Source organism: Clostridioides sp. ES-S-0190-01 (assembly GCF_020658275.1).
GTDB lineage: Bacteria > Bacillota > Clostridia > Peptostreptococcales > Peptostreptococcaceae > Clostridioides.
This window is the reverse complement of sequence record NZ_JACVWA010000027.1, coordinates 109,131-129,137: the sequence shown is the minus strand read 5'-3', so window position 1 is coordinate 129,137 and position 20,007 is coordinate 109,131. Positions and strand designations below refer to the sequence as shown.

Annotated in this window: 14 protein-coding genes and 1 pseudogene; 8 read left to right on the top strand and 7 right to left on the bottom strand. The window is 28.5% G+C overall.

The features are described from left to right. Positions 1-220 precede the first annotated feature (220 nt). The gene (gene ychF, locus IC214_RS10635; protein WP_227432402.1) at positions 221-1,318 is read left to right on the top strand and encodes a redox-regulated ATPase YchF; all 1,098 of its coding nucleotides are present in this window, start codon (positions 221-223) and stop codon (positions 1,316-1,318) included. A gap of 538 nt (positions 1,319-1,856) precedes the next feature. On the opposite strand, the gene IC214_RS10630 is transcribed toward ychF, so the two are convergent. Together IC214_RS10630 and IC214_RS10625 are read right to left on the bottom strand one after the other, a co-directional pair. Continuing rightward, complete coding sequence (locus IC214_RS10630; protein WP_227835295.1) at positions 1,857-4,124, bottom strand: EAL domain-containing protein; 2,268 nt, start codon at positions 4,122-4,124, stop codon at positions 1,857-1,859. 295 nt (positions 4,125-4,419) lie between these two features. Beyond that, complete coding sequence (locus tag IC214_RS10625; RefSeq protein ID WP_227835294.1) at positions 4,420-5,874, bottom strand: UDP-N-acetylmuramoyl-L-alanyl-D-glutamate--2,6-diaminopimelate ligase; 1,455 nt, start codon at positions 5,872-5,874, stop codon at positions 4,420-4,422. A gap of 154 nt (positions 5,875-6,028) precedes the next feature. Here IC214_RS10625 and IC214_RS10620 point away from each other — a divergent pair, with 154 nt between their 5' ends. Then, positions 6,029-6,907: an AraC family transcriptional regulator gene (locus tag IC214_RS10620; RefSeq protein ID WP_227835293.1), complete on the top strand. Its 879-nt coding sequence runs from the start codon at positions 6,029-6,031 to the stop codon at positions 6,905-6,907. Positions 6,908-7,092: 185 nt separating this feature from the next. On the opposite strand, the gene ptsG is transcribed toward IC214_RS10620, so the two are convergent. The 4 genes and pseudogenes from ptsG to IC214_RS10600 all read right to left on the bottom strand — a co-directional run. Next, a complete protein-coding gene (ptsG, locus tag IC214_RS10615) occupies positions 7,093-9,174 on the bottom strand; it encodes a glucose-specific PTS transporter subunit IIBC (protein WP_227835292.1) in 2,082 nt (693 codons plus the stop codon). Between the two features lie 289 nt (positions 9,175-9,463). Next, positions 9,464-10,306, bottom strand: coding sequence for a BglG family transcription antiterminator LicT (gene licT, locus IC214_RS10610; RefSeq protein ID WP_227483783.1), 843 nt, complete (start codon positions 10,304-10,306; stop codon positions 9,464-9,466). Positions 10,307-10,562: 256 nt separating this feature from the next. Continuing rightward, positions 10,563-12,602, bottom strand: coding sequence for a cation:proton antiporter (locus IC214_RS10605; protein ID WP_227866646.1), 2,040 nt, complete (start codon positions 12,600-12,602; stop codon positions 10,563-10,565). Between the two features lie 151 nt (positions 12,603-12,753). Next, positions 12,754-12,894, bottom strand: a pseudogene (locus tag IC214_RS10600) (oligopeptide/dipeptide ABC transporter ATP-binding protein); the annotation flags it as partial. 133 nt (positions 12,895-13,027) lie between these two features. Between IC214_RS10600 and IC214_RS10595 the strand changes: the two are divergent. Then, positions 13,028-13,222 carry an ABC transporter permease subunit gene (locus tag IC214_RS10595; RefSeq protein ID WP_227432395.1) on the top strand — a complete coding sequence of 65 codons (195 nt, stop codon included), beginning with the start codon at positions 13,028-13,030 and terminating at the stop codon, positions 13,220-13,222. Positions 13,223-13,698: 476 nt separating this feature from the next. Here IC214_RS10595 and IC214_RS10590 read toward each other — a convergent pair whose 3' ends face one another. Beyond that, positions 13,699-14,601, bottom strand: coding sequence for a LysR family transcriptional regulator (locus tag IC214_RS10590; protein WP_227432394.1), 903 nt, complete (start codon positions 14,599-14,601; stop codon positions 13,699-13,701). 352 nt (positions 14,602-14,953) lie between these two features. Here IC214_RS10590 and IC214_RS10585 point away from each other — a divergent pair, with 352 nt between their 5' ends. The 5 genes from IC214_RS10585 (at position 14,954) to IC214_RS10565 (ending at position 19,734) form a co-directional block, all read left to right on the top strand. Further along, positions 14,954-16,132 carry an acetyl-CoA C-acetyltransferase gene (locus tag IC214_RS10585; RefSeq protein WP_227432393.1) on the top strand — a complete coding sequence of 393 codons (1,179 nt, stop codon included), beginning with the start codon at positions 14,954-14,956 and terminating at the stop codon, positions 16,130-16,132. Between the two features lie 8 nt (positions 16,133-16,140). Further along, complete coding sequence (locus IC214_RS10580) at positions 16,141-16,797, top strand: CoA transferase subunit A (RefSeq protein ID WP_227483786.1); 657 nt, start codon at positions 16,141-16,143, stop codon at positions 16,795-16,797. Then, complete coding sequence (locus tag IC214_RS10575) at positions 16,797-17,462, top strand: 3-oxoacid CoA-transferase subunit B (protein ID WP_227824225.1); 666 nt, start codon at positions 16,797-16,799, stop codon at positions 17,460-17,462. Before IC214_RS10580 ends, IC214_RS10575 begins: the two co-directional genes overlap by 1 nt. Positions 17,463-17,559: 97 nt before the next feature. Beyond that, positions 17,560-18,336, top strand: coding sequence for a 3-hydroxybutyrate dehydrogenase (locus tag IC214_RS10570; protein ID WP_227483788.1), 777 nt, complete (start codon positions 17,560-17,562; stop codon positions 18,334-18,336). 63 nt (positions 18,337-18,399) lie between these two features. Then, positions 18,400-19,734 (top strand): GntP family permease, encoded by a 1,335-nt coding sequence (locus IC214_RS10565; protein ID WP_227432389.1) that lies wholly within the window; start codon positions 18,400-18,402, stop codon positions 19,732-19,734. Positions 19,735-20,007 lie beyond the last annotated feature (273 nt).

Here is a 20,007-nt window from a genome sequence, read left to right as displayed (position 1 = left end):
ATTATATCCTTTTTATTATTTTCTAAAAGTAATATTTTTATTTAAATTTAAATATAAAGTTATTTAGAGCAGTCTGCTTTAAAGTCTAGTTTACAAGCTTCATATATATGATGTATAATCAATATGTATGTCTATAATTAAAACAATTTTACAATCCCATAGATTGATTGTTTAAAGTTATATAAAGAATATAAAAAGAATAAGAGAGAGGACGATTAATATGAAATTAGGTATAGTTGGTTTACCAAATGTAGGTAAAAGCACACTATTTAACGCAATAACTCAAGCAGGCGCAGAATCTGCAAATTACCCTTTTTGTACAATAGACCCAAACGTTGGAGTTGTATCTGTTCCAGATGAAAGATTAGATAAACTAAAAGAATTGTACAACTCTGAAAAAATAGTTCCTACTGCTATAGAATTTTGTGACATAGCTGGTTTAGTTAGAGGTGCTTCTAAAGGAGAAGGCTTAGGAAATAAATTTTTATCACATATAAGAGAAGTTGATGCAATCGTACATGTTGTCAGATGTTTTGAAGATGAAAATGTTATACATGTAGATGGTTCTGTTGAACCACTTCGCGATATAGAAACTATAAATTTAGAATTAATTTTCTCTGATATAGAGATTCTTGAAAGAAGAATTCATAAAACTCAAAAAGCCGCTAAAGCTGATAAAACTTTAGTTTCTGAGCTTGATTTGTTAAATTCAATCATGGCTACTTTAGAAAATAGTAAGTGTGTAAGAACTATGCAATTTACAGAAGATGAACAAAGCTTTGTAAATTCATTAGATTTACTTACATCTAAACCTGTAATATACGCTGCAAATGTATCAGAAGATGATTTGGCAGATGATGGAGAAAGTAATAAGTATGTTCAACAAGTTAAAGTATTTGCAGAAACAGAAGATGCTGAAGTTGTTGTTGTATGTGCACAAATAGAAGCAGAAATTTCTGAACTTGATTCTGCTGAAGAAAAGAAAGAATTTTTAGAAACATTAGGGCTTGAACAATCAGGGCTTGATAAACTTATAAAATCATCTTATGCCTTACTTGGTCTAATTTCATTCTTAACAGCTGGTCCAAAAGAAGTCAGAGCATGGACTATAAAGATTGGAAGTAAAGCACCTCAAGCAGGAGGAAAGATACATTCTGACATAGAAAGAGGATTTATCAGGGCTGAAACAATTGCTTTTAATGATTTAGTTGAACATGGTACTATGGCAGCTGCAAAAGAAAAAGGATTAGTTAAATTAGAAGGTAAAGAATACATAGTTAAAGATGGAGACGTAATATTATTTAGATTTAATGTTTAAAATGCTTATTTATCTACAATCTTAACTATTGTATTACAATAAAAAAATTAGAATAATAGAAACTTCTATTATATTATAATAGCTATTTAGATTTTATAAAAAAGAGAGTTTTTCTAAATGATTTTTGAAAATCATAGTAGAAGCTCTCTTTTTTATAGTATTCCCACAGAAATTATGATTGTCAACAATGACAGTACTTTACTGTAATCCCAAATACGCTTTCCACCAAAACAAGCTTTCTTTCATCATTTACCATTTCCCTAATTGTTATATTACTCAAAAATTTTCCTCCCTTAAGTACTTGCATAATTGCTGATATTCTTATATTCACAAACTGTTACACTCAAATTAAAAACTTCTAGCCACGGAAAAATTATATCTCTTTTAGAAAATATTATATGCTCCATATAATGTAAAGTAATACTCTAAACCTAATTCATATTTTTATACCAAAGTATTTTTACATAAATAAAGTGAACTTTGACTATACAAAGTTCACTCTTCTTACAAATCTTTATTTCATTTTGTACTAAGTTTTTTAATTTGTACTCATACCTTCAATATCATTCCTATTTAATATCAACTTTTCGTATTCTTCTATTGGCATTGGTTTTGCAAATAAAAAGCCTTGAGCCATATCACATCCTATAAATCTTAAAAACTCTGCTTGTTCTAAGGTTTCAACTCCCTCTGAAACAACTTTTATATCAAGTTGCTTTGCCATCTGAACAATGCTTGAAACCACAATTTGACTCTTTTTTGTATCTTCTACTGTTATAAAAAATTGTCTATCTAATTTCAATACATCAATTGGCATATCTTTAAGCATATTTAAAGAAGAATACCCTGAGCCAAAATCATCCATAGATATTTTAAATCCTACAGATTTTAAATTCTGCATTATTTTAAATAACATTTTTGTATTATCAAATATTGCACTCTCTGTTAGTTCAATTTCAATTAAATTTGGTTCAATATCATATTCTTTTGCAATGTTTTCAAACTTTTCTATAAAGTCTGGATTTTCAAGATGTACTCTTGATAAATTTACTGATATAGGAAATCTAGGTAAGCCTTCATTTTCCCAACGTTTAAAGTTTTTACAAACTTGAATAAATACAAACATATCCAATTCTGTTATAAAACCATTCTTTTCAAAAATAGGAATAAACACACCTGGACTTATTAATCCCTTTTTTGGATGTTGCCAACGTACAAGAGCTTCAGAACCTACTATTTTACCTGTAGATAATTCAATTTTAGGTTGCAAATACACCTTAAATTGTTCATTTTTTAAAGCATCGTGCATCTCTTGCTCAATATCACGTTCTTCTATAAGAGTTTCCTTTAAATTCTCAGCATAAATTTCATACACTTTTAAGTATTTTCTTTTTACTGTAGTCTTTGCAATCATAGCCTTATCAAGACAAGTAGATATATTTGTTTCTCCCTCTTCAATAAAATACACTCCTATAGATGGTATCAGATTAAGTTCTACATCTAAGCTAGTTTTTATCATAGATAATTTTTTACGCATAATTTCACATATCTCTATAACTGATTCTTTATCCTTCTTTTTTTCAAATATTATAGCAAAATTATCATTTGAAATTCTTGAAAATACAGACTCTTCTTTAAACATATTTTCAATCATCTCTGCAATTTTTCTTAATACTCGATCTCCCTCTTCATATCCAAATCTATCATTTACTAACTTAAATTTATCTATATCAAAATAAATTAAAACTAGATTTTTTTTCTCATGAGTGGATAAAAATTTACCACCTTCCAGATTAAATTTATTTGAATTTCCAATTCCTGTAATACTGTCTTTAAACGCAAATTCTTCTAACCTTTCCTTACTCTTTTTTTGCATAATCAAGATATAAATTATTAATGATGTAAATATCACAATTAAAACTATACATGCTGATAGTGTAAGTTTTATAATAGCATATGATTTTTCAGATACAGCAGTTCTAGGAACTTCAGAAAAAAGATACCAATCATTAATTCCTATTGGAGCATAACTTAAATAATATCCTTTTCCAGACATATTATAACTTAATGAACCTGATTTAGAATTTTTTATATTTAACTTCATATCATTAAGAGTAGATTTTGATAAGGCATTACTTTTATTTATATATGAAAATAAATTTTCCATATTAGAGTTTGCGTTTTTGCTACTTGGATTTAAAACAATATCACCATTACTATTAGCTATATAAGAATATCCTTTTCCATTAAAAGTTGGTACAGAGAGTATCTTTTCATATAACTTTGTACTATGTGTAGCAAATATAACACCAATAATCTTGTTCCCCTTATAAATTGGTACAGAGTACACATTAATGTCTTTATGATCTTTTATTACATCTTTTAACTTACCTGTTATGACTACTTCTCCTTGCATTGACTTGGAAAAATAATCTCTCTTAGAAAAATCTTCTACATAACCATCTGTAGTATATGCCATACCATCTGGTAGAATAACACCCATTCTTTTAAATGAACTATTTACAGATTCTCTTTTAAGTATTGAAATAATATTGTCCAATTCAAAAGATTTTTCTCCCTCAATACATATTGAAATTGATTGTAACAATTTTATATCGCCATTAATTTGTTTTTTTAACACATTGACACTTTGATTTGCTATTTCTGAAAGATATTGATTCGTTTCCTCACCTAGTGTCTTATTCAACTTTGAACCATAAATCAAACAGGAAATTGTAACTACTAAGATACTTATGATAGCAATTATGGACAAACCCTGCCTATTATTTTTTGCATCACCCAACATCACGCTTCCTGCCTTTCTGGAATCTATATGTATACAATTATTATTTTATATCAATTATTCTAACAATTTTGCGACAATACTTATTTTTCCATATTTACTGTAATTATACAAAATTATCAACTTTATTACAATAAAAAATTAATTAATATAGATAATACAATTTTAATAAATTATATTATCTATATTAAAGGTTACTAACATAATTTGTATTAATGTACACTACATAAAAAGAATATAATATCAAAATAATTTTGATATTATATTCTTAAAATATATATTTTATTAAATTTTCACCTTACATTTTACTTAAACATTCATTGGCAATCTCTTTATCATCAAAATGATGCTTAACCTTACCTATTATTTGGTAATTTTCATGCCCTTTACCTGTTATAATTACAACATCATCTTTCTTTGCCATACTTATAGCTTCTTCTATAGCTTGCTTTCTATCAGCAACAACATGATAATTTTTCTTTTCCTTATCTATTCCTTCAAGTATATCCTTTATTATTGCTTCTGGTTCTTCAGTTCTTGGATTATCAGAAGTTACAATACATATATCAGAATATTTTTGTCCAATAGCACCCATTAAAGGTCTCTTTTCAGTATCTCTATCTCCACCACATCCAAATACAGAAATTATTTTTCCTTCTGCAAATTGTTGTGTTGTCTTTAATACATTCTCAAGTGCGTCAGGAGTATGAGCATAATCAACAATTACACTTATACCTTTATCGTTTGGTACAGTTTCAAATCTTCCTGATACTCCATTAGAAAGTCTAAGACCTTCTTTATATACTGGTTTAGGTATGCCAAGTACATAACAAGCAGCTATAACAGCTAAAGTATTATATACTGTAAACATTCCTGGAACTGGTATAAATATAACTTCTTCATAAGAAGGAGTTATTAATCTATAAGATACACCATCTGAATCTGATTTTATATCTCTAGCCATAAAATCAGCATTAGTTTCAACTCCATATGTGTAACAAGGAACATCTATATCTTTTATATTTTCGTATATCTTTTTACCACCCTCATCATCCATATTTATTATGTTTGCCATAGTAGTCTTAAAAAACAATTTTTCTTTAGCTTTTCTATAGTCTTCTAAATCTTTGTGAAAATCTAAATGGTCTGGTGTTAAGTTTGTGAATATTCCTAGTTTAAAGTCTGTTTCATCAACTCTATTTAATGCTAATGAGTGTGATGAAACTTCCATAGCACAGTAATCACATCCATTGTTTAACATATTATTAAAATGATATTGTAAATCTATACTTTCTGGAGTTGTTGAATTAGAAATAATGTCTTTTTCACCATCAAATATTTTTATAGTACCAATAAGACCAACTTTATTTTTATTCAAAGTTAATATTTCATTTAGTATAGTAGTTATACTAGTTTTTCCGTTAGTACCTGTAACTCCTATAACATTAAATTTTTGTGATGGATGATTATAAAAATTGTCAGCTATCTTTGCCATATCTTCTCTTGTATTTTTTACTTTTATAAACGTATACCCTTTTATGTCTACATCTTCTTCAACAATAAAAGCTTTTGCTCCTTTGTTTATAGCATCTTTTATATATTTATGACCATCTGACACAAATCCTTTTATACATACAAATAATGTACCTTCTGTAACCTTTCTTGAATCATATTGTACACTATTAATATCTATATTTAATTCACCTTTGACACTGATTATATCCAACCCCTGTATAATATCATTTAATTTCATAAATGCTTTCCTCCCTTTAAACTCTTTTTGCTAAAATTACACTTCATGTAATATTATATTAAGAATTTTTTACTATGTGAATGGTTAAAAATGCTTGAAATATTGTAAAAAATGCTCTATAATTCTCTATAATATAATCTAAGAGAGGTCTTTTATGAAAATTACAGACAATAAAATTGGATACTTAAATGATAATTTTAAAATATTTAGTATCCGAGATAAAAAAGACATAGAATTTGAATACCATAATCACGATTTTAATAAGATAATTATATTTATAGATGGAAATGTAACTTATTTTGTTGAAGGAATTCCATATAAACTAAAACCTTGGGACATACTTTTTATTAGTAGTAATGAAATTCACAAACCAGTTATAGATTCAAATGTATTTTATGAAAGAACTGCAATATGGATTAGCCCAGAATTTATGAAAAAAAACAGTGATAATACTAGTGATTTAGAAAAATGTTTTAAGACAGCCACAGAAAATAAATGTAATCTATTGCGTTTAAAGATACATGACATTGAATCACTCAAACTTTTTATTGAGCAAATAAATATTTCTGAATCTAGTAATGAATTTGGAAATGAAATACTGAGAAATACCTTGTTCATACAGCTTATGATATTTTTAAATAGAATTTTCTTAAAAAACGAGAACATAGAATCTGTAGAAGATGTATTTTACGATGAAACTATAAAAAAAATATTAAACTATATAAACTTAAATATAGAGAATAAACTTTCTATAGACTGCATTGCATCTGAATTTTTTATAAGCAAATATTATCTCATGAGAAGATTTAAATCTCATACTGGAACATCCATACACAATTATATAATTCAAAAAAGACTGATTTTAGCTAAATCATTAATAACCAATGGACATCTTATGAGTGAAGTTTGTAGTAAATGTGGATTTAATGATTATTCTAGCTTTGTAAGGGCATTTAAAAAGTATTATGGTGTATCTCCTAAAAACTATCTAAACAATAAAAGCCCTTTAGATAGTAATTTGTTAGATGAATAAATAATTATTATAGATTTTATTTCAAGAAAAATTAGAGGTATTAGTAAAATAGATATACTAGTACCTCTAATTGTTTGAAATATAAATCATATATTTTTATTAATTAAACTAAAATATATAAATTAAAATTATGCTTATATAATTACTAAAACTCATACAAGTTTTAAGTATATATACTGATGTGTCTATCCTATTTTTTCAATACTCTCTTTTAATATACTTACACGATTACTTTCTTTTGCTGTGACTTTTCCCTTTTTAATGTTTAGTTTTTGATTTTGTTCTAAATTAGTAAATACTACTGGGCTTATTGTTGATAAACCATTTTTTTCAATATATTCTAAGTCCATATTAACCAGTTTATCACCCGATTTAACTTCATCTCCTACATTTACAAATACATCAAACCCATTTCCTTCTAAGTTTACAGTCTCTATACCTAAATGTATAAGTATTTCTACTCCAGTTTTTTTAGATTTGATTATTATTGCATGTTTAGTTGGAAATACAACTCCAATAGTTCCATCTACTGGTGAATAAATTAATCCATCATCAGATTTAATTGCAAAACCATCGCCCATTAATTTACTTGAAAATACAGAGTCTGGAACTTCTTCTATACCTAAGATTTCTCCATTTGTCAATGAATAAATTTCTTCTTCCACCAAAGTATTACCTATATTAGTGTTTTCTGTGTTATTATTTTTTTCCATTTTCTTTTTATCTATATTTTTAATATCAGTATTTTCAATCTTTACTTTTCCCTCTATTATATCTTTTATATTAGATTTTATTGCATCTGATTTTGGACCAAATATAGCTTGGACATTGTTTCCAATAACCATTACACCTGCTGCTCCAAGTGATTTCAACTTTTCTTTATCCACTTTATCTATATCATTTACAACTAATCTAAGTCTTGTTATACAAGCATCTAAACTTTTTAAATTCTCTTTATTTCCTAAAGCTATTAGTATTTCTGATGCTAACTCATCTTTTGAAATCTCACTAATCTCCACATTAGACTCTGATTCATCTTCTCTTCCTGGCGTCTTTAGGTTAAACTTTCTTATCATAAATCTAAACACACTATAATATAATACTGCAAATCCAATACCTACTAAAATAGCTAGATACCATGGAGTTCTATTAGGAAGTACACCAAATAGTAAGAAATCTATTAATCCGCCTGAAAATGTGAATCCGATTTTAACTCCTAATAGTTGCATTACTGCATATGATAAACCTGAAAATAAACAATGTACTACAAATAATGCTGGTGCAACAAATAAAAATGCAAACTCTATTGGTTCAGTTATTCCTGTTAAAAAAGATGTAAGTGCTGCTGATGCCATTATTCCTGCTACAAATTTTCTCTTTTCTGGCTTTGCTTCATGTACCATAGCAAGTGCTGCTGCTGGAAGACCAAACATCATAAACGGAAACGCACCTGTCATAAAAGTACCTGCTGTGAAATTTACTCCATCTTTAAGTTGAGCAAAGAATATCTTTTGGTCACCCATTACAAGTTCACCTGCTTTGTTTACATATTCTCCAAATTGATACCAGAATGGATTATGGAAAACATGATGTAAACCAAATGGTATTAATAACCTTTCTAAAGACCCTTCCATAAATGCTGCTAATGTTTGATTTGCTTCTATAACATTTTTTGAAAAACTAAGTAATCCTTCTTGTATTGGTGGCCAAATAAATGATAATATAATTCCTATTACTATTGCTGTTAATGATGTAACAATAGGCACAAATCTTTTACCTGCAAAAAAACCTAAATATTGAGGTAGTTCAATTTTATAAAATTTTTTATAAAGATAAGCAGCCACTATGCCTATTATAATACCACCAAATACACCTGTTTGAATTGTTGGTATTCCAACAATACTTGCATACATAGAGTTATCTATCATATCTTCCGTGACACCTGCCATAACACCCATAGACGTATTAAGGATTAAAAAACCTACTATAGCTGCCAATGCTGCTACACCTTCGCCTTCGGTTAGACCCACGGCTACACCAACTGCAAATATAAGTGGCAAGTTATTGAATATGATTTGCCCTGAACTTTCCATTATACTTATTATGAGTTGGAATGTAGGATTTGCTAGTGCTGGAAAATGAGCAAGTAACGCATCTCCTGCTAAAGCATTACTTACACCAAGCAATATACCTGCTGCTGGAAGTAATGCAACTGGTAACATTAAAGATTTTCCTACTTTTTGTAAAACACCAAATATTTTTTTCATTTACTTCTCTCTCCTTATTATTTTATATTTTTTAAATAAAAAAGACTTAAGTTTATAAAAAATTACACTAGTAACTTTAATCCTAAAAATAAACCTCATGTTAATATAAATAAACCTATATCAACCTAATTTTAGAATTAAAAATAAACTGTTATAATTTTCTTATAAACCTAAGTCTTGCCTGCATTATCAGTAACAATCTTAATGTTTTAAAATTATTATATTGCTATTAAATTTTACATAATATCTTAAACACCGATATTGAATTTATATTTATTTAGTATGTTTATCATGAATTCAACACAGATATGACTCTTTTAATATGTAGTGTTAAATATAATAATTCATCTTGACTTACATAGTACTCATAGTTTTTCTCTACATGTGTCTTTATTTTATATGCACAATTATAGTCTTTTTCATACTTTATCTTGATTATATCTACAATATCATTATTAGTATCATTGAGTTCCTCTCTTTTTACTAATCTATTTGCAAAAAATTTTAAGTGTGTAAGAAGTCTATCATAATTTATATCATCTTCTTTAAACTCAACTCTATAATAATATCTTATAATATTTAGTATGTCTTTTACAATTTTAGTAATTAACAAGGATTCCTTTGAACTGCCTTTATAATTTGAATTTACTATGTGCATAGCTATAAATCCTGCCTCATCTAAAGGAAACTCTACATTAAATTCTTTATTTATATAATCTACAGCCCATTTTCCAATCTCGTATTCTTTTTTGTGAATTCTTTTTATTTCATGTAGTAAATCATTTTTTATATTTATATTTTCATGATATCTTTTAATTGCAAATGCAATATGGTCAGTAAGTGCTACATATATGTACTCATAAAGTTCAGTATTTAAAATGCCTTCTGCATGAGCAATTACCTCTGTACTCACTTCAAAAAACTTCTCATCAACCTGGCTTGCTAATTTTCCAATTTTATCTATAAAACTTTCATCTTGTGTTACAAAGGTTCTTTCAATTTTACTTTTATCTACTTCTTGACCTTTCTTTTTTTGAAATCCTATTCCACATCCTGTTAGTATTAATTCTTTTTTTTGGTTTTCATCTAAAACTAACACAACATTATTATTGTAAATTTGTTGAATAATCATAATCAATATCTCTCCCAAAATACAATTTCCCTTATTCATAAAAAAACACCTAAATTAAGATACAATTCACCTGTATATCCTAACTTAGGTATTGCCTGCTTCCCAGTAACAATCCAATTTGTTAACGCTCATAAATATTGTATTCAATTTATAGCTTTATTCTATTATAAATGGATATCTATGTCAAGCAATTATTGAAAACTGTTTCCTATTTTTTAGTACCAATAAAATTTAAATCCTATACAGTTTATTTTTTTCATTCTATCATCATCATTTCATCATAGAGAATATTTTCCAATAGTTCTTTAGCTACGTCTCTTGATATTTGTTTGGTTTCAACTAGTTGTTGAATACTATCTCTTTCACTTTGTATTGCCATTAATCTATAGTATACTACTTTTGCTTCAAATTTCTCATCATTATGAATTTTTCTAGTTAGCCAATTTAGATAACGATTATAAAATCTAATTACTATTAATGATTCATGCCTATTATCTTCATTAATATTTTTATTTATAAATGATATAGCTGTCTTTGTAGAAAGTGCATATGCATGGTGAAACTCTTTAATTAGTTCCTTATTTTCAGATATTATTTTTGTAATCTTTTCTTTTACTTCTGTTTTTACCTTTCTATCTATAATCCACATACTTATTTTTAATTTTACAATCTTAAATATTGATTTTTGGACAGATTTTCTCGATTTTGTAATATAAAATCTATATAACTCAAATGCTCTACCAGAAATTTTTCCATCATTCAATAATTTATGAACAGCTATTAAGCCTTGATTATCTGCCTCTGCAATCATTATATTTATAATTTTGTTATCTGGAATATTTAATATACCCTTTTCTAAATCTACTAGCTGCTCATTTAAATCATGTATTACTGGCTGTACCTCTTGCGCTTTTTCATTGCTAAGTTTTAAAATAGCTTCTTTTAAAATTAATTTATATGCCTCTCTATCAGACAATAAGTCTTCTGACTTTTGTACATTCTTTTTTAATAGTACTGGCAATAAAACTGTTGCGAGTAATAAACTTATAAGTATGACTTCTGATGATATAAACAAAACAATATCTCTCATTGGAAACATATCTTTATTGTCTAGGTAAAATGGTATAGATAGAGCAGTTGCAAGTGTAAATGTACCATGAACACCACAAGTAGCAACTATTAATGAATATTTCCATCTAGAAGTATCATCTTTTTCAAATTCTTCATTCTTAAATCCTAAAAAACCTGTAAAGAAATTATTTAAAGGATTTTTCTTTATTTTTATAAAAGAACTGTGCCATAAATACACCCATACAAATCTTATAATAAATAATATAACTACAATTAAAATAGCAATAAAAGTTAAATTTAATGCTATATCTTCGTTGTTAGTGATAATTCCTTGATATATACCTGGCAACAAAAAACCAAGTAATGTAAAGACAAACCCATTCAGTACATACTCCAAAACATACCATGTATTATCTGATATTATTCTCAATTTAGTTGTTGTATTTTGTAAATGTTCTTTTTCGATTCCATGGGCTATACCTGCCATTACAACTGCTAAAATTCCAGATACCCCTAGCTCTTCTGACACAAAATACACAAAAAGTGGAGTCATTATCTGTATGACTATTACCATTGGTATTTCTTCTAAATTCCACTTGTGCAAATTAAGTCTTATTTTTATAATTATATATCCTAAAATACTTCCTACTATTATTCCTCCAAATGCAGTAATCAAAAATTGAATACTTGCTTCTTTTATTGAAAAAAAGCCTGTAACGGTAGCAAGTACTGCAACTTTAAATGCCACTACTCCTGCAGCATCATTTAATAGCGATTCTCCTTCAAGTATATTCATCATATTTTTAGGAAAATCTAAACCTTGTGTAATTGATTTTACTGCTACTAAATCAGTTGGAGATATTACTGCTGCCAAAGCGAATGAAACTGATAGTGGCATTTCAGGAATAAGAAAATGTATAAAAATCCCACCTGCAAATACTGTTGTTAAAACCAGTCCAAATGCAAGAAGTAAAATTGGTCTTCTAAGTTCTAATAATTCTCTTCTTGATACATTTTGACCTTCACTAAATAATAGTGGAGCTATGACACATATTACGAATATATCTGGACTAAACGAAAAGGAAAATTTAAATGGTAAAATAGACAATAAAGCACCTAATACAATTTGATAAATTGCAAGAGGAATATTGCTCCATTTTTTACTAAGTATAGTTGAAATTATTGTACAGACCAACAAACCTAATAAAGTTACTAAAATTGACATAGCTACCTCTCTTTTCAATATATAATTTATAGATTAGACTTATATATTAACTATCTTAATATTGATAGTATTACACTTTACATGTAATTATAAAATATTTACTTTAATCTATTATTCTTATTATATACGCCAAATTTAGTTTTGAAAACCTCTATACTAAGTGACATGCAACCATATGATTTTTTGAGATTTCCTTTAAAGCTGGCACTTCTATTTTACATATTTCCTTACAATAAGGACATCTTGTATGGAACTTACATCCAGATGGTGGGTTTGTTGGAGATGGAATATCTCTCTATGATACTACTACTAAACTTCAAGAACCTAGGTTAAAACATATTTTTGGTACAGATGAACTAGGAAGAGATTACTTTGCTAGAACACTTTATGGTGGACGAATTTCACTTAGTGTTGGTATCTTATCAATGCTTATTTCTATAGTATTTGGTACTGCTGTAGGTGTTATTAGTGGCTATATTGGTGGGAAACTAGACCAGTTCTTGATGAGATTAGTAGACATGCTTATGAGTATTCCAAGTTTTTTAGTTTTAATTGTATTAAATACTTATCTAGCTCCTAAGGCTTCTATAAAGAAACTATCACAGTTGCTGGTTCATTAAATATTGCAAATGCTATCTTAACTGAATCTGCACTTAGTTTTTTAGGACTTGGTATACAGTTACCTCTTGCATCATGGGGTAACATGCTTCAAGATGCTCAAAGACATATTTTTGATAAGTTATATTTAGCTGTATTTCCTGGCTTACTTATCTTCTTAACAGTTATGAGTTTAACTATAATAAGTAAAAAGTTCTCTAATAACACTTGATAATATCAATACTTTAAAATAAAAATACAAAATATTTTACAGTGAGTGTATAAATACACTCACTGCTTTTTATATATTTCAAAATAAAAATTTTATATATTATAGAATTTAATGAAGTTATATATTAAGTAACTTTAATAACCTTCTAAATTATTTATATATTATATAAAATTTATTTTCCCTTAATTAATATGTAGTTGAAAAACTAATAGTTTATTGTAATTGAACTTAATTATTTTATCTATGATTTGTTATTAAAATAACAAATCATAGATTCTTTTTACTAAAGAAATCTATAATAAATTTAAATACATGTTCATCTACATGACTATAACGCTCTTTTTTAGGTCTACATAACACAACCTTCCATGTGATAGGGTCATTAAATGGTTTTTCTATAATTTGACTATTTTCAAAAAAATCGTGTACTGGTGATGGTAAAATAGTTATAAAGTCAGAATTTGTAGTTGACAACAACAAGAAATCCCAAGAACCAGACATAATATACCTCTTAAGTTTAACTTTTTCATCAGTAAATTTTTGCATTAATTTATGATGTATCATAAATGTAGGATTAAATATTGCAAGCAGTTCTTCATTTAAATCATTCCAATCTATTTTATTTTTCTTTGCGAGATGATGATTTATATTTAAAAATGCTGTAAGTTCGTCTTCTTGAAGTACATGTTCTGTTACTACACTCCTATCAATTTTATGTGGATGTAAAAGAACTGCATAATCTAATTCCTGCAAAATAAGCATTCTACTTAAATCGTATGCCCCCTTCTCTACTATATCAAATTCTATGTCTGGATTGTTTGCAACTAATTGTGCAACTACATCAGAAAAAGCTATTCCAAGTATAAGTGGTGGTATTCCTATTCTAACTTTCCCTTTAAACTGAACAGAATCTTCTCGCAAATCCTCCATCATATTTTTATATTCATTTATAATATTTTCTGCATTTACATAAAATCTTTCTCCTGCTGGAGTTAAGCCATTTAACCTGCCTTTATATCTCTCAAATAAATACACATTTTCATTTTCTTCAAAGGTTTTTATAATTTGACTTAAGGCTGGTTGAGATATGTGAAGAGTTTTTGATGCAATTGATAAATTAAAACCAGATTTCACTATTTCAACAAAATATTTTAACTGTTTTATATCCATTTCAAACCACCTTTCTTACAAGTATAGTTGATATTAATATTTTTTCTTATAAGAACATTTTATAAGAAAAGCGAAATAATTTCATTAATATTTTAACAAAATATTCCTATATATATATTCTAAATTTTTATCCTATAAATTTTCCTTATATGTTGTATAAAAAATTAGACTTAGACAAAACACATTTTTAGCCGTAATCTATAGTTAGAAAGAGGAAAACCTAAGGCATTAGGAATAAAAATAATTAAACTACTTAAAAACAAGCTTGTATTATAAGTAATTTATTATAGTATTCTTCAAAGTTTTTTATTCAGAAAATTTCAAATAATCATTCAGGGAGGAACTATTAAACATGAAAGATGTGGTAATTGTATCAGCAGTAAGAACACCTATAGGAAACTTTGGTGGCGTATTTAAAAATACTTCTGCTGTTCAACTTGGAGTTGTAGCTGTTAAGGAAGCTATATCACGTATAAAACTTGATTTATCTGAGATAGATGAAGTGATAATTGGAAATGTTCTACAAGCAGGTCTTGGACAAAATGTTGCTAGGCAAATTGCCATAAACTCAGGTATACCAAGTTCTGTACCAAGTTACACAGTAAATAAATTATGTGGTTCAGGACTTAAAAGTATTCAACTAGCAGCTCAATCAATTATAGCTGGTGAAAATGATGTAGTAATTGCAGGTGGTACTGAAAATATGAGTCAATCACCTTACATTATTCCTACTGCTCGTTTTGGTAGTAAAATGGGCAATGTTACTATGGTAGATAGTATGCTAACAGATGGTCTTATAGATGCTTTCAATCAATATCATATGGGAATTACTGCCGAAAATGTTGCTGATAAATTTAGAATTACAAGGGAAATGCAAGATAAAATAGCACTAGAAAGCCAAAATAAAGCTGAAGAAGCTATAAAAAACAATCGTTTTAAAGACGAAATTGTTCCAGTAGAAGCTGCAATAAATCATAGAGAAATTAAAACTATTGATACAGACGAATATCCAAAATTAGGCATGACATCTGAAATACTATCCAAGCTTAAACCTGCCTTTAAAAAAGATGGTACTGTAACAGCTGGAAATGCATCAGGAATCAATGATGGTGCAGCAATGATGATACTAATGAGTCAACAAAAAGCAGATGAACTTGGGCTTAAGCCGCTTGCTACAATAAAATCATATGCATCATCTGGTGTAGAACCTGAAATAATGGGAACTGGTCCTATTCCTGCAACTAAAAAAGCACTAGAAAAAGTAGGTCTTAATATTAACGATATAGACTTGATAGAGGCGAATGAAGCATTTGCGGCACAAGCACTTGCAGTTAAAAATGAACTTCAAATAGATTCGTCTAAACTAAATGTAAATGGTGGTGCAATAGCACTAGGACATCCAATAGGAGCAAGTGGAGCTAGAGTACTTGTAACCCTTATTTATGAAATGCAAAAACGTAAAGTAGAAACTGGCCTTGCAACACTTTGTATTGGTGGTGGTCAAGGAATAGCAATGATAGTTTCACGATAGGAGGAAATATGAATAAAATAGTTAGCATTGATGAGGCTCTATCTCACATCAAAGATGGAGATACAGTAATGGTTGGTGGATTCATGGCCAATGGTTCCCCAGAAAATTTAATTGATTATTTATGTGATAAAGGTATAAAAGATTTAACATTAGTTTGTAATGATACTGGTTTTATTGACAAGGGTGTTGGAAAGATGGTTGTTAATAAGCAGTTCAAAAAGATAATTGCCTCTCACATAGGATTAAACAAAGAAACAGGAAGACAGATGAATGATAATGAAACATGTGTTGAATTAGTTCCTCAAGGAACTCTTGCTGAACAAATTCGTGCAGCTGGTTATGGCTTAGGTGGAATACTAACACCAACTGGCATTGGTACTCTTATAGAAGAAGGAAAGCAAAAGATTGTTGTCGATGGTAAAGAATATCTTCTTGAAAAACCAATTCATGCTGATGTTGCTCTTTTATTTGCTTCAAAGGTAGATAAAGCAGGTAACTTAGTTTACAAAGGTTCTATGAATAACTTTAATAATTTAATGGCTTCAGCTGCTAATATTACAATAGTCGAAGCAGGCGAAATTGTTGAAATAGGTGATATCGACCCAAATGAAGTTACTACACCAGGTATTTTTGTGAATTACATCGTTGAAGGAGGTAATTTATAATGGATAAATTAGAAATACAAGAATATATTGCAAACAGAGTCTCTAAGGAATTAAAGGATGGAGCTGTTGTAAACCTTGGTATAGGCTTACCAACCAAAGTAGCCAATTATATTCCAGATGAGGTAAACGTTATTTTACAATCTGAAAATGGATTTCTAGGTCTAGGACCAGCTGAAAGTGGAAATTCAAGTGATGAAACTATTGTAAATGCTGGTGGTCAGCCAGTTACTATCCTTCCTGGAGGTTGTTTTTTCGATAGTGCCACTTCTTTTGGAATAATTAGAGGAGGTCATGTAGATATAACTGTTCTTGGAGCACTCCAAGTTGACAAATATGGTAACATAGCAAATTATATGATTCCAGGTAAAATGGTTCCTGGGATGGGTGGAGCTATGGATTTAGTAACTGGAGCAAAAAAAGTCATTGTAGCAATGGAACACACTTCAAAAGGTTCAGCAAAAATATTAAATAACTGTACTCTCCCACTTACTGCAACCAATGCTGTAGATTTAATTGTAACTGAGATGGGAGTTATAGAAGTAACTACAGATGGACTCCTTCTTATAGAAATAAATCCTATCTTCACATTAGACGAAGTTCTTTCTGCTACTGAAGCACCTTTAATATTGTCAGATTCATTAAATAAAGAGGCATCGATTATTTAAAATTAATCAAAATTACATCAGAAAATAAATTTAAAAGATGTAAAATATTAATACAAAAAATTAATATAAAAATAAAATTAAATTGGAGGAAATAAAAATGGTTAAAGACAAAGTTGTATTCGTAACAGGAGCTGCAAGTGGAATAGGTAAACAAATAGCTGAATCATTCTTGAAGAATGGTTCTAAGGTAGTATTCTCTGATATAAATCAAGAAGCGCTAGATAAAGTTACATCAGAATTACAAAAAGAAGGTTATGATTGTGCAAATGTAAAGTGTGATGTAACTAAAGAAGAAGAAATTAACCATGCAATAGATAAAACTATAGAAAAATATGGAAGATTGGACATACTAATAAATAATGCTGGTCTTCAACATGTTGCTATGATAGAAGATTTCCCAACTGATAAATTTGAATTTATGATAAAAATAATGTTAACAGCACCTTTTATAGCTACTAAAAAAGTATTCCCTATAATGAAAAAACAAGGATTTGGTCGTATAATAAACATGGCTTCAATCAATGGTGTAATTGGATTTGCTGGTAAAGCTGCTTACAATTCAGCTAAACATGGACTTATAGGTCTAACAAAAGTTGCTGCACTTGAAGCTGCTGACTCAGGTATAACAGTTAATGCTATATGCCCTGGATATGTAGATACTCCACTTGTTAGAGGTCAATTTAATGACCTATCAAAAACTCGTAATGTACCACTAGAAAATGTATTAGAAGAAGTTCTATATCCACTTGTACCTCAAAAACGTCTACTAGATGTTCAAGAAATTGCTGATTATGCAATGTTCTTAGCTAGTGATAAGGCTAAAGGAATTACAGGACAAGCTTGCCTACTAGATGGAGGATATACTGCACAATAATTATTACATATTTAGGACTTGAGGAATTTATTCTTCAGGTCCTTCTACTAAGGAGGGATATTTATGAGTATTATCGCACCAATTGGTATAATTATTGGTATTATAGCTATTATATATTTTTCAGTTAAAGAAATTCATATAACTATAGCTGCTCCAATAGCAACTTTGATAGTTGTTCTCTTAAATAAAATGGATGTTGTGACATCAATGCTGGGTGCTGACAAAAATAATTATATGGGAGCACTTGGAAACTATATAATGAGTTACTTTGCAATATTCTTGTTAGGTTCTATACTTGCCAAGTTTATGGAGGAAAGTGGAGCTACTGTATCTATAGCTGATTTTATTCTAAATAAATTTGGTTCTAATCACCCTTATAGAGTTTTAGTGGCTATATTTATAGTAAGTTTTATATTAACATATGGTGGAATAAGTTTATTTGTAGTTATGTTTGCAGTTATTCCACTTGCAAGAACTCTATTTAAAAAACTTGATATTTCTTGGAATCTTATTCAGATACCTCTTTGGCTTGGAATTGCAACAATTACTATGACTATGATTCCTGGTACACCAGCTATTCAAAATGTTATTCCTATTCAGTACCTAAACACATCTCTTACTGCAGCAGCTATACCAAGTATTGCAGGAAGTATAGGTTGTGCTGTATTTGGTCTAGTATACATGAAATATACTTTAAACAAGAGTCTTAGGAAAGGAGAAACTTATGCAACTTACACTTCAGATGTAGAAGAAGAATCTTTAGATAGAGAGTTACCAGGATTTTTTGCAAGTATTTTTCCTCTATTGTCACTTGTAGTCATAGCAATATCTGGAAGCACTTTTGGTTCAGAGTTTATGAAAAAAAATGTAATTTACATAGCTTTAATAGTTGCAATTGTTTTATCTGCTTTTCTATTCCGTAAATTTTTATCATCAAAAATACAAACATTGAGTATTGGTGCTAGTGGTTCTATAGGACCTATTTTTGCAACATCTTCTGCTGTTGCATTTGGAGCTGTAATAATGGCTGCACCAGGCTTTGATATATTCAGTAAACTTATCATGTCAATACCAGGAAGTCCACTTATAAGTCTTACTGTTTTAACTTCAACAATGTCAGCAATAACAGGCTCCTCTTCTGGGGCTTTGGGAATAGTAATGCCGAACTTTGCAGATTATTATCTAAGTACTGGTATGAACCCAGAGTTAATCCATCGTGTTGCTACAATTGCTTCAAATATATTAACAATAGTACCTCAAAGTGGTGTGTTTCTTACATTCTTGAGTTTATCTAAATTAACACATAAAACTGGTTTTAAAGAAACTTTTATTGTGGTTGCAGTTGGTTCATTAATAGCAGAAATCATTGTAATTACATTAGGATTACTAATGTATTAAACTAAATCAAACTACAATTTATTATATAAAAAGTCATCTATTTATGATAGATGACTTTTCTATTTTCAAGAATCTAATTAAAGATACTTTTTTTACTGATTTTCAAAGTATATATTAAATAAATATCACTAACTATAAAAAAAATTTACCACAACCAGAATTTTACATCATAGAATTATTATAAAAACACTATTTCTTCTAAAGCAGTTATTCCATACTATGCAGATTAATGATGAAAATTATCAAACATCATAAAATATACCTATTTATTCC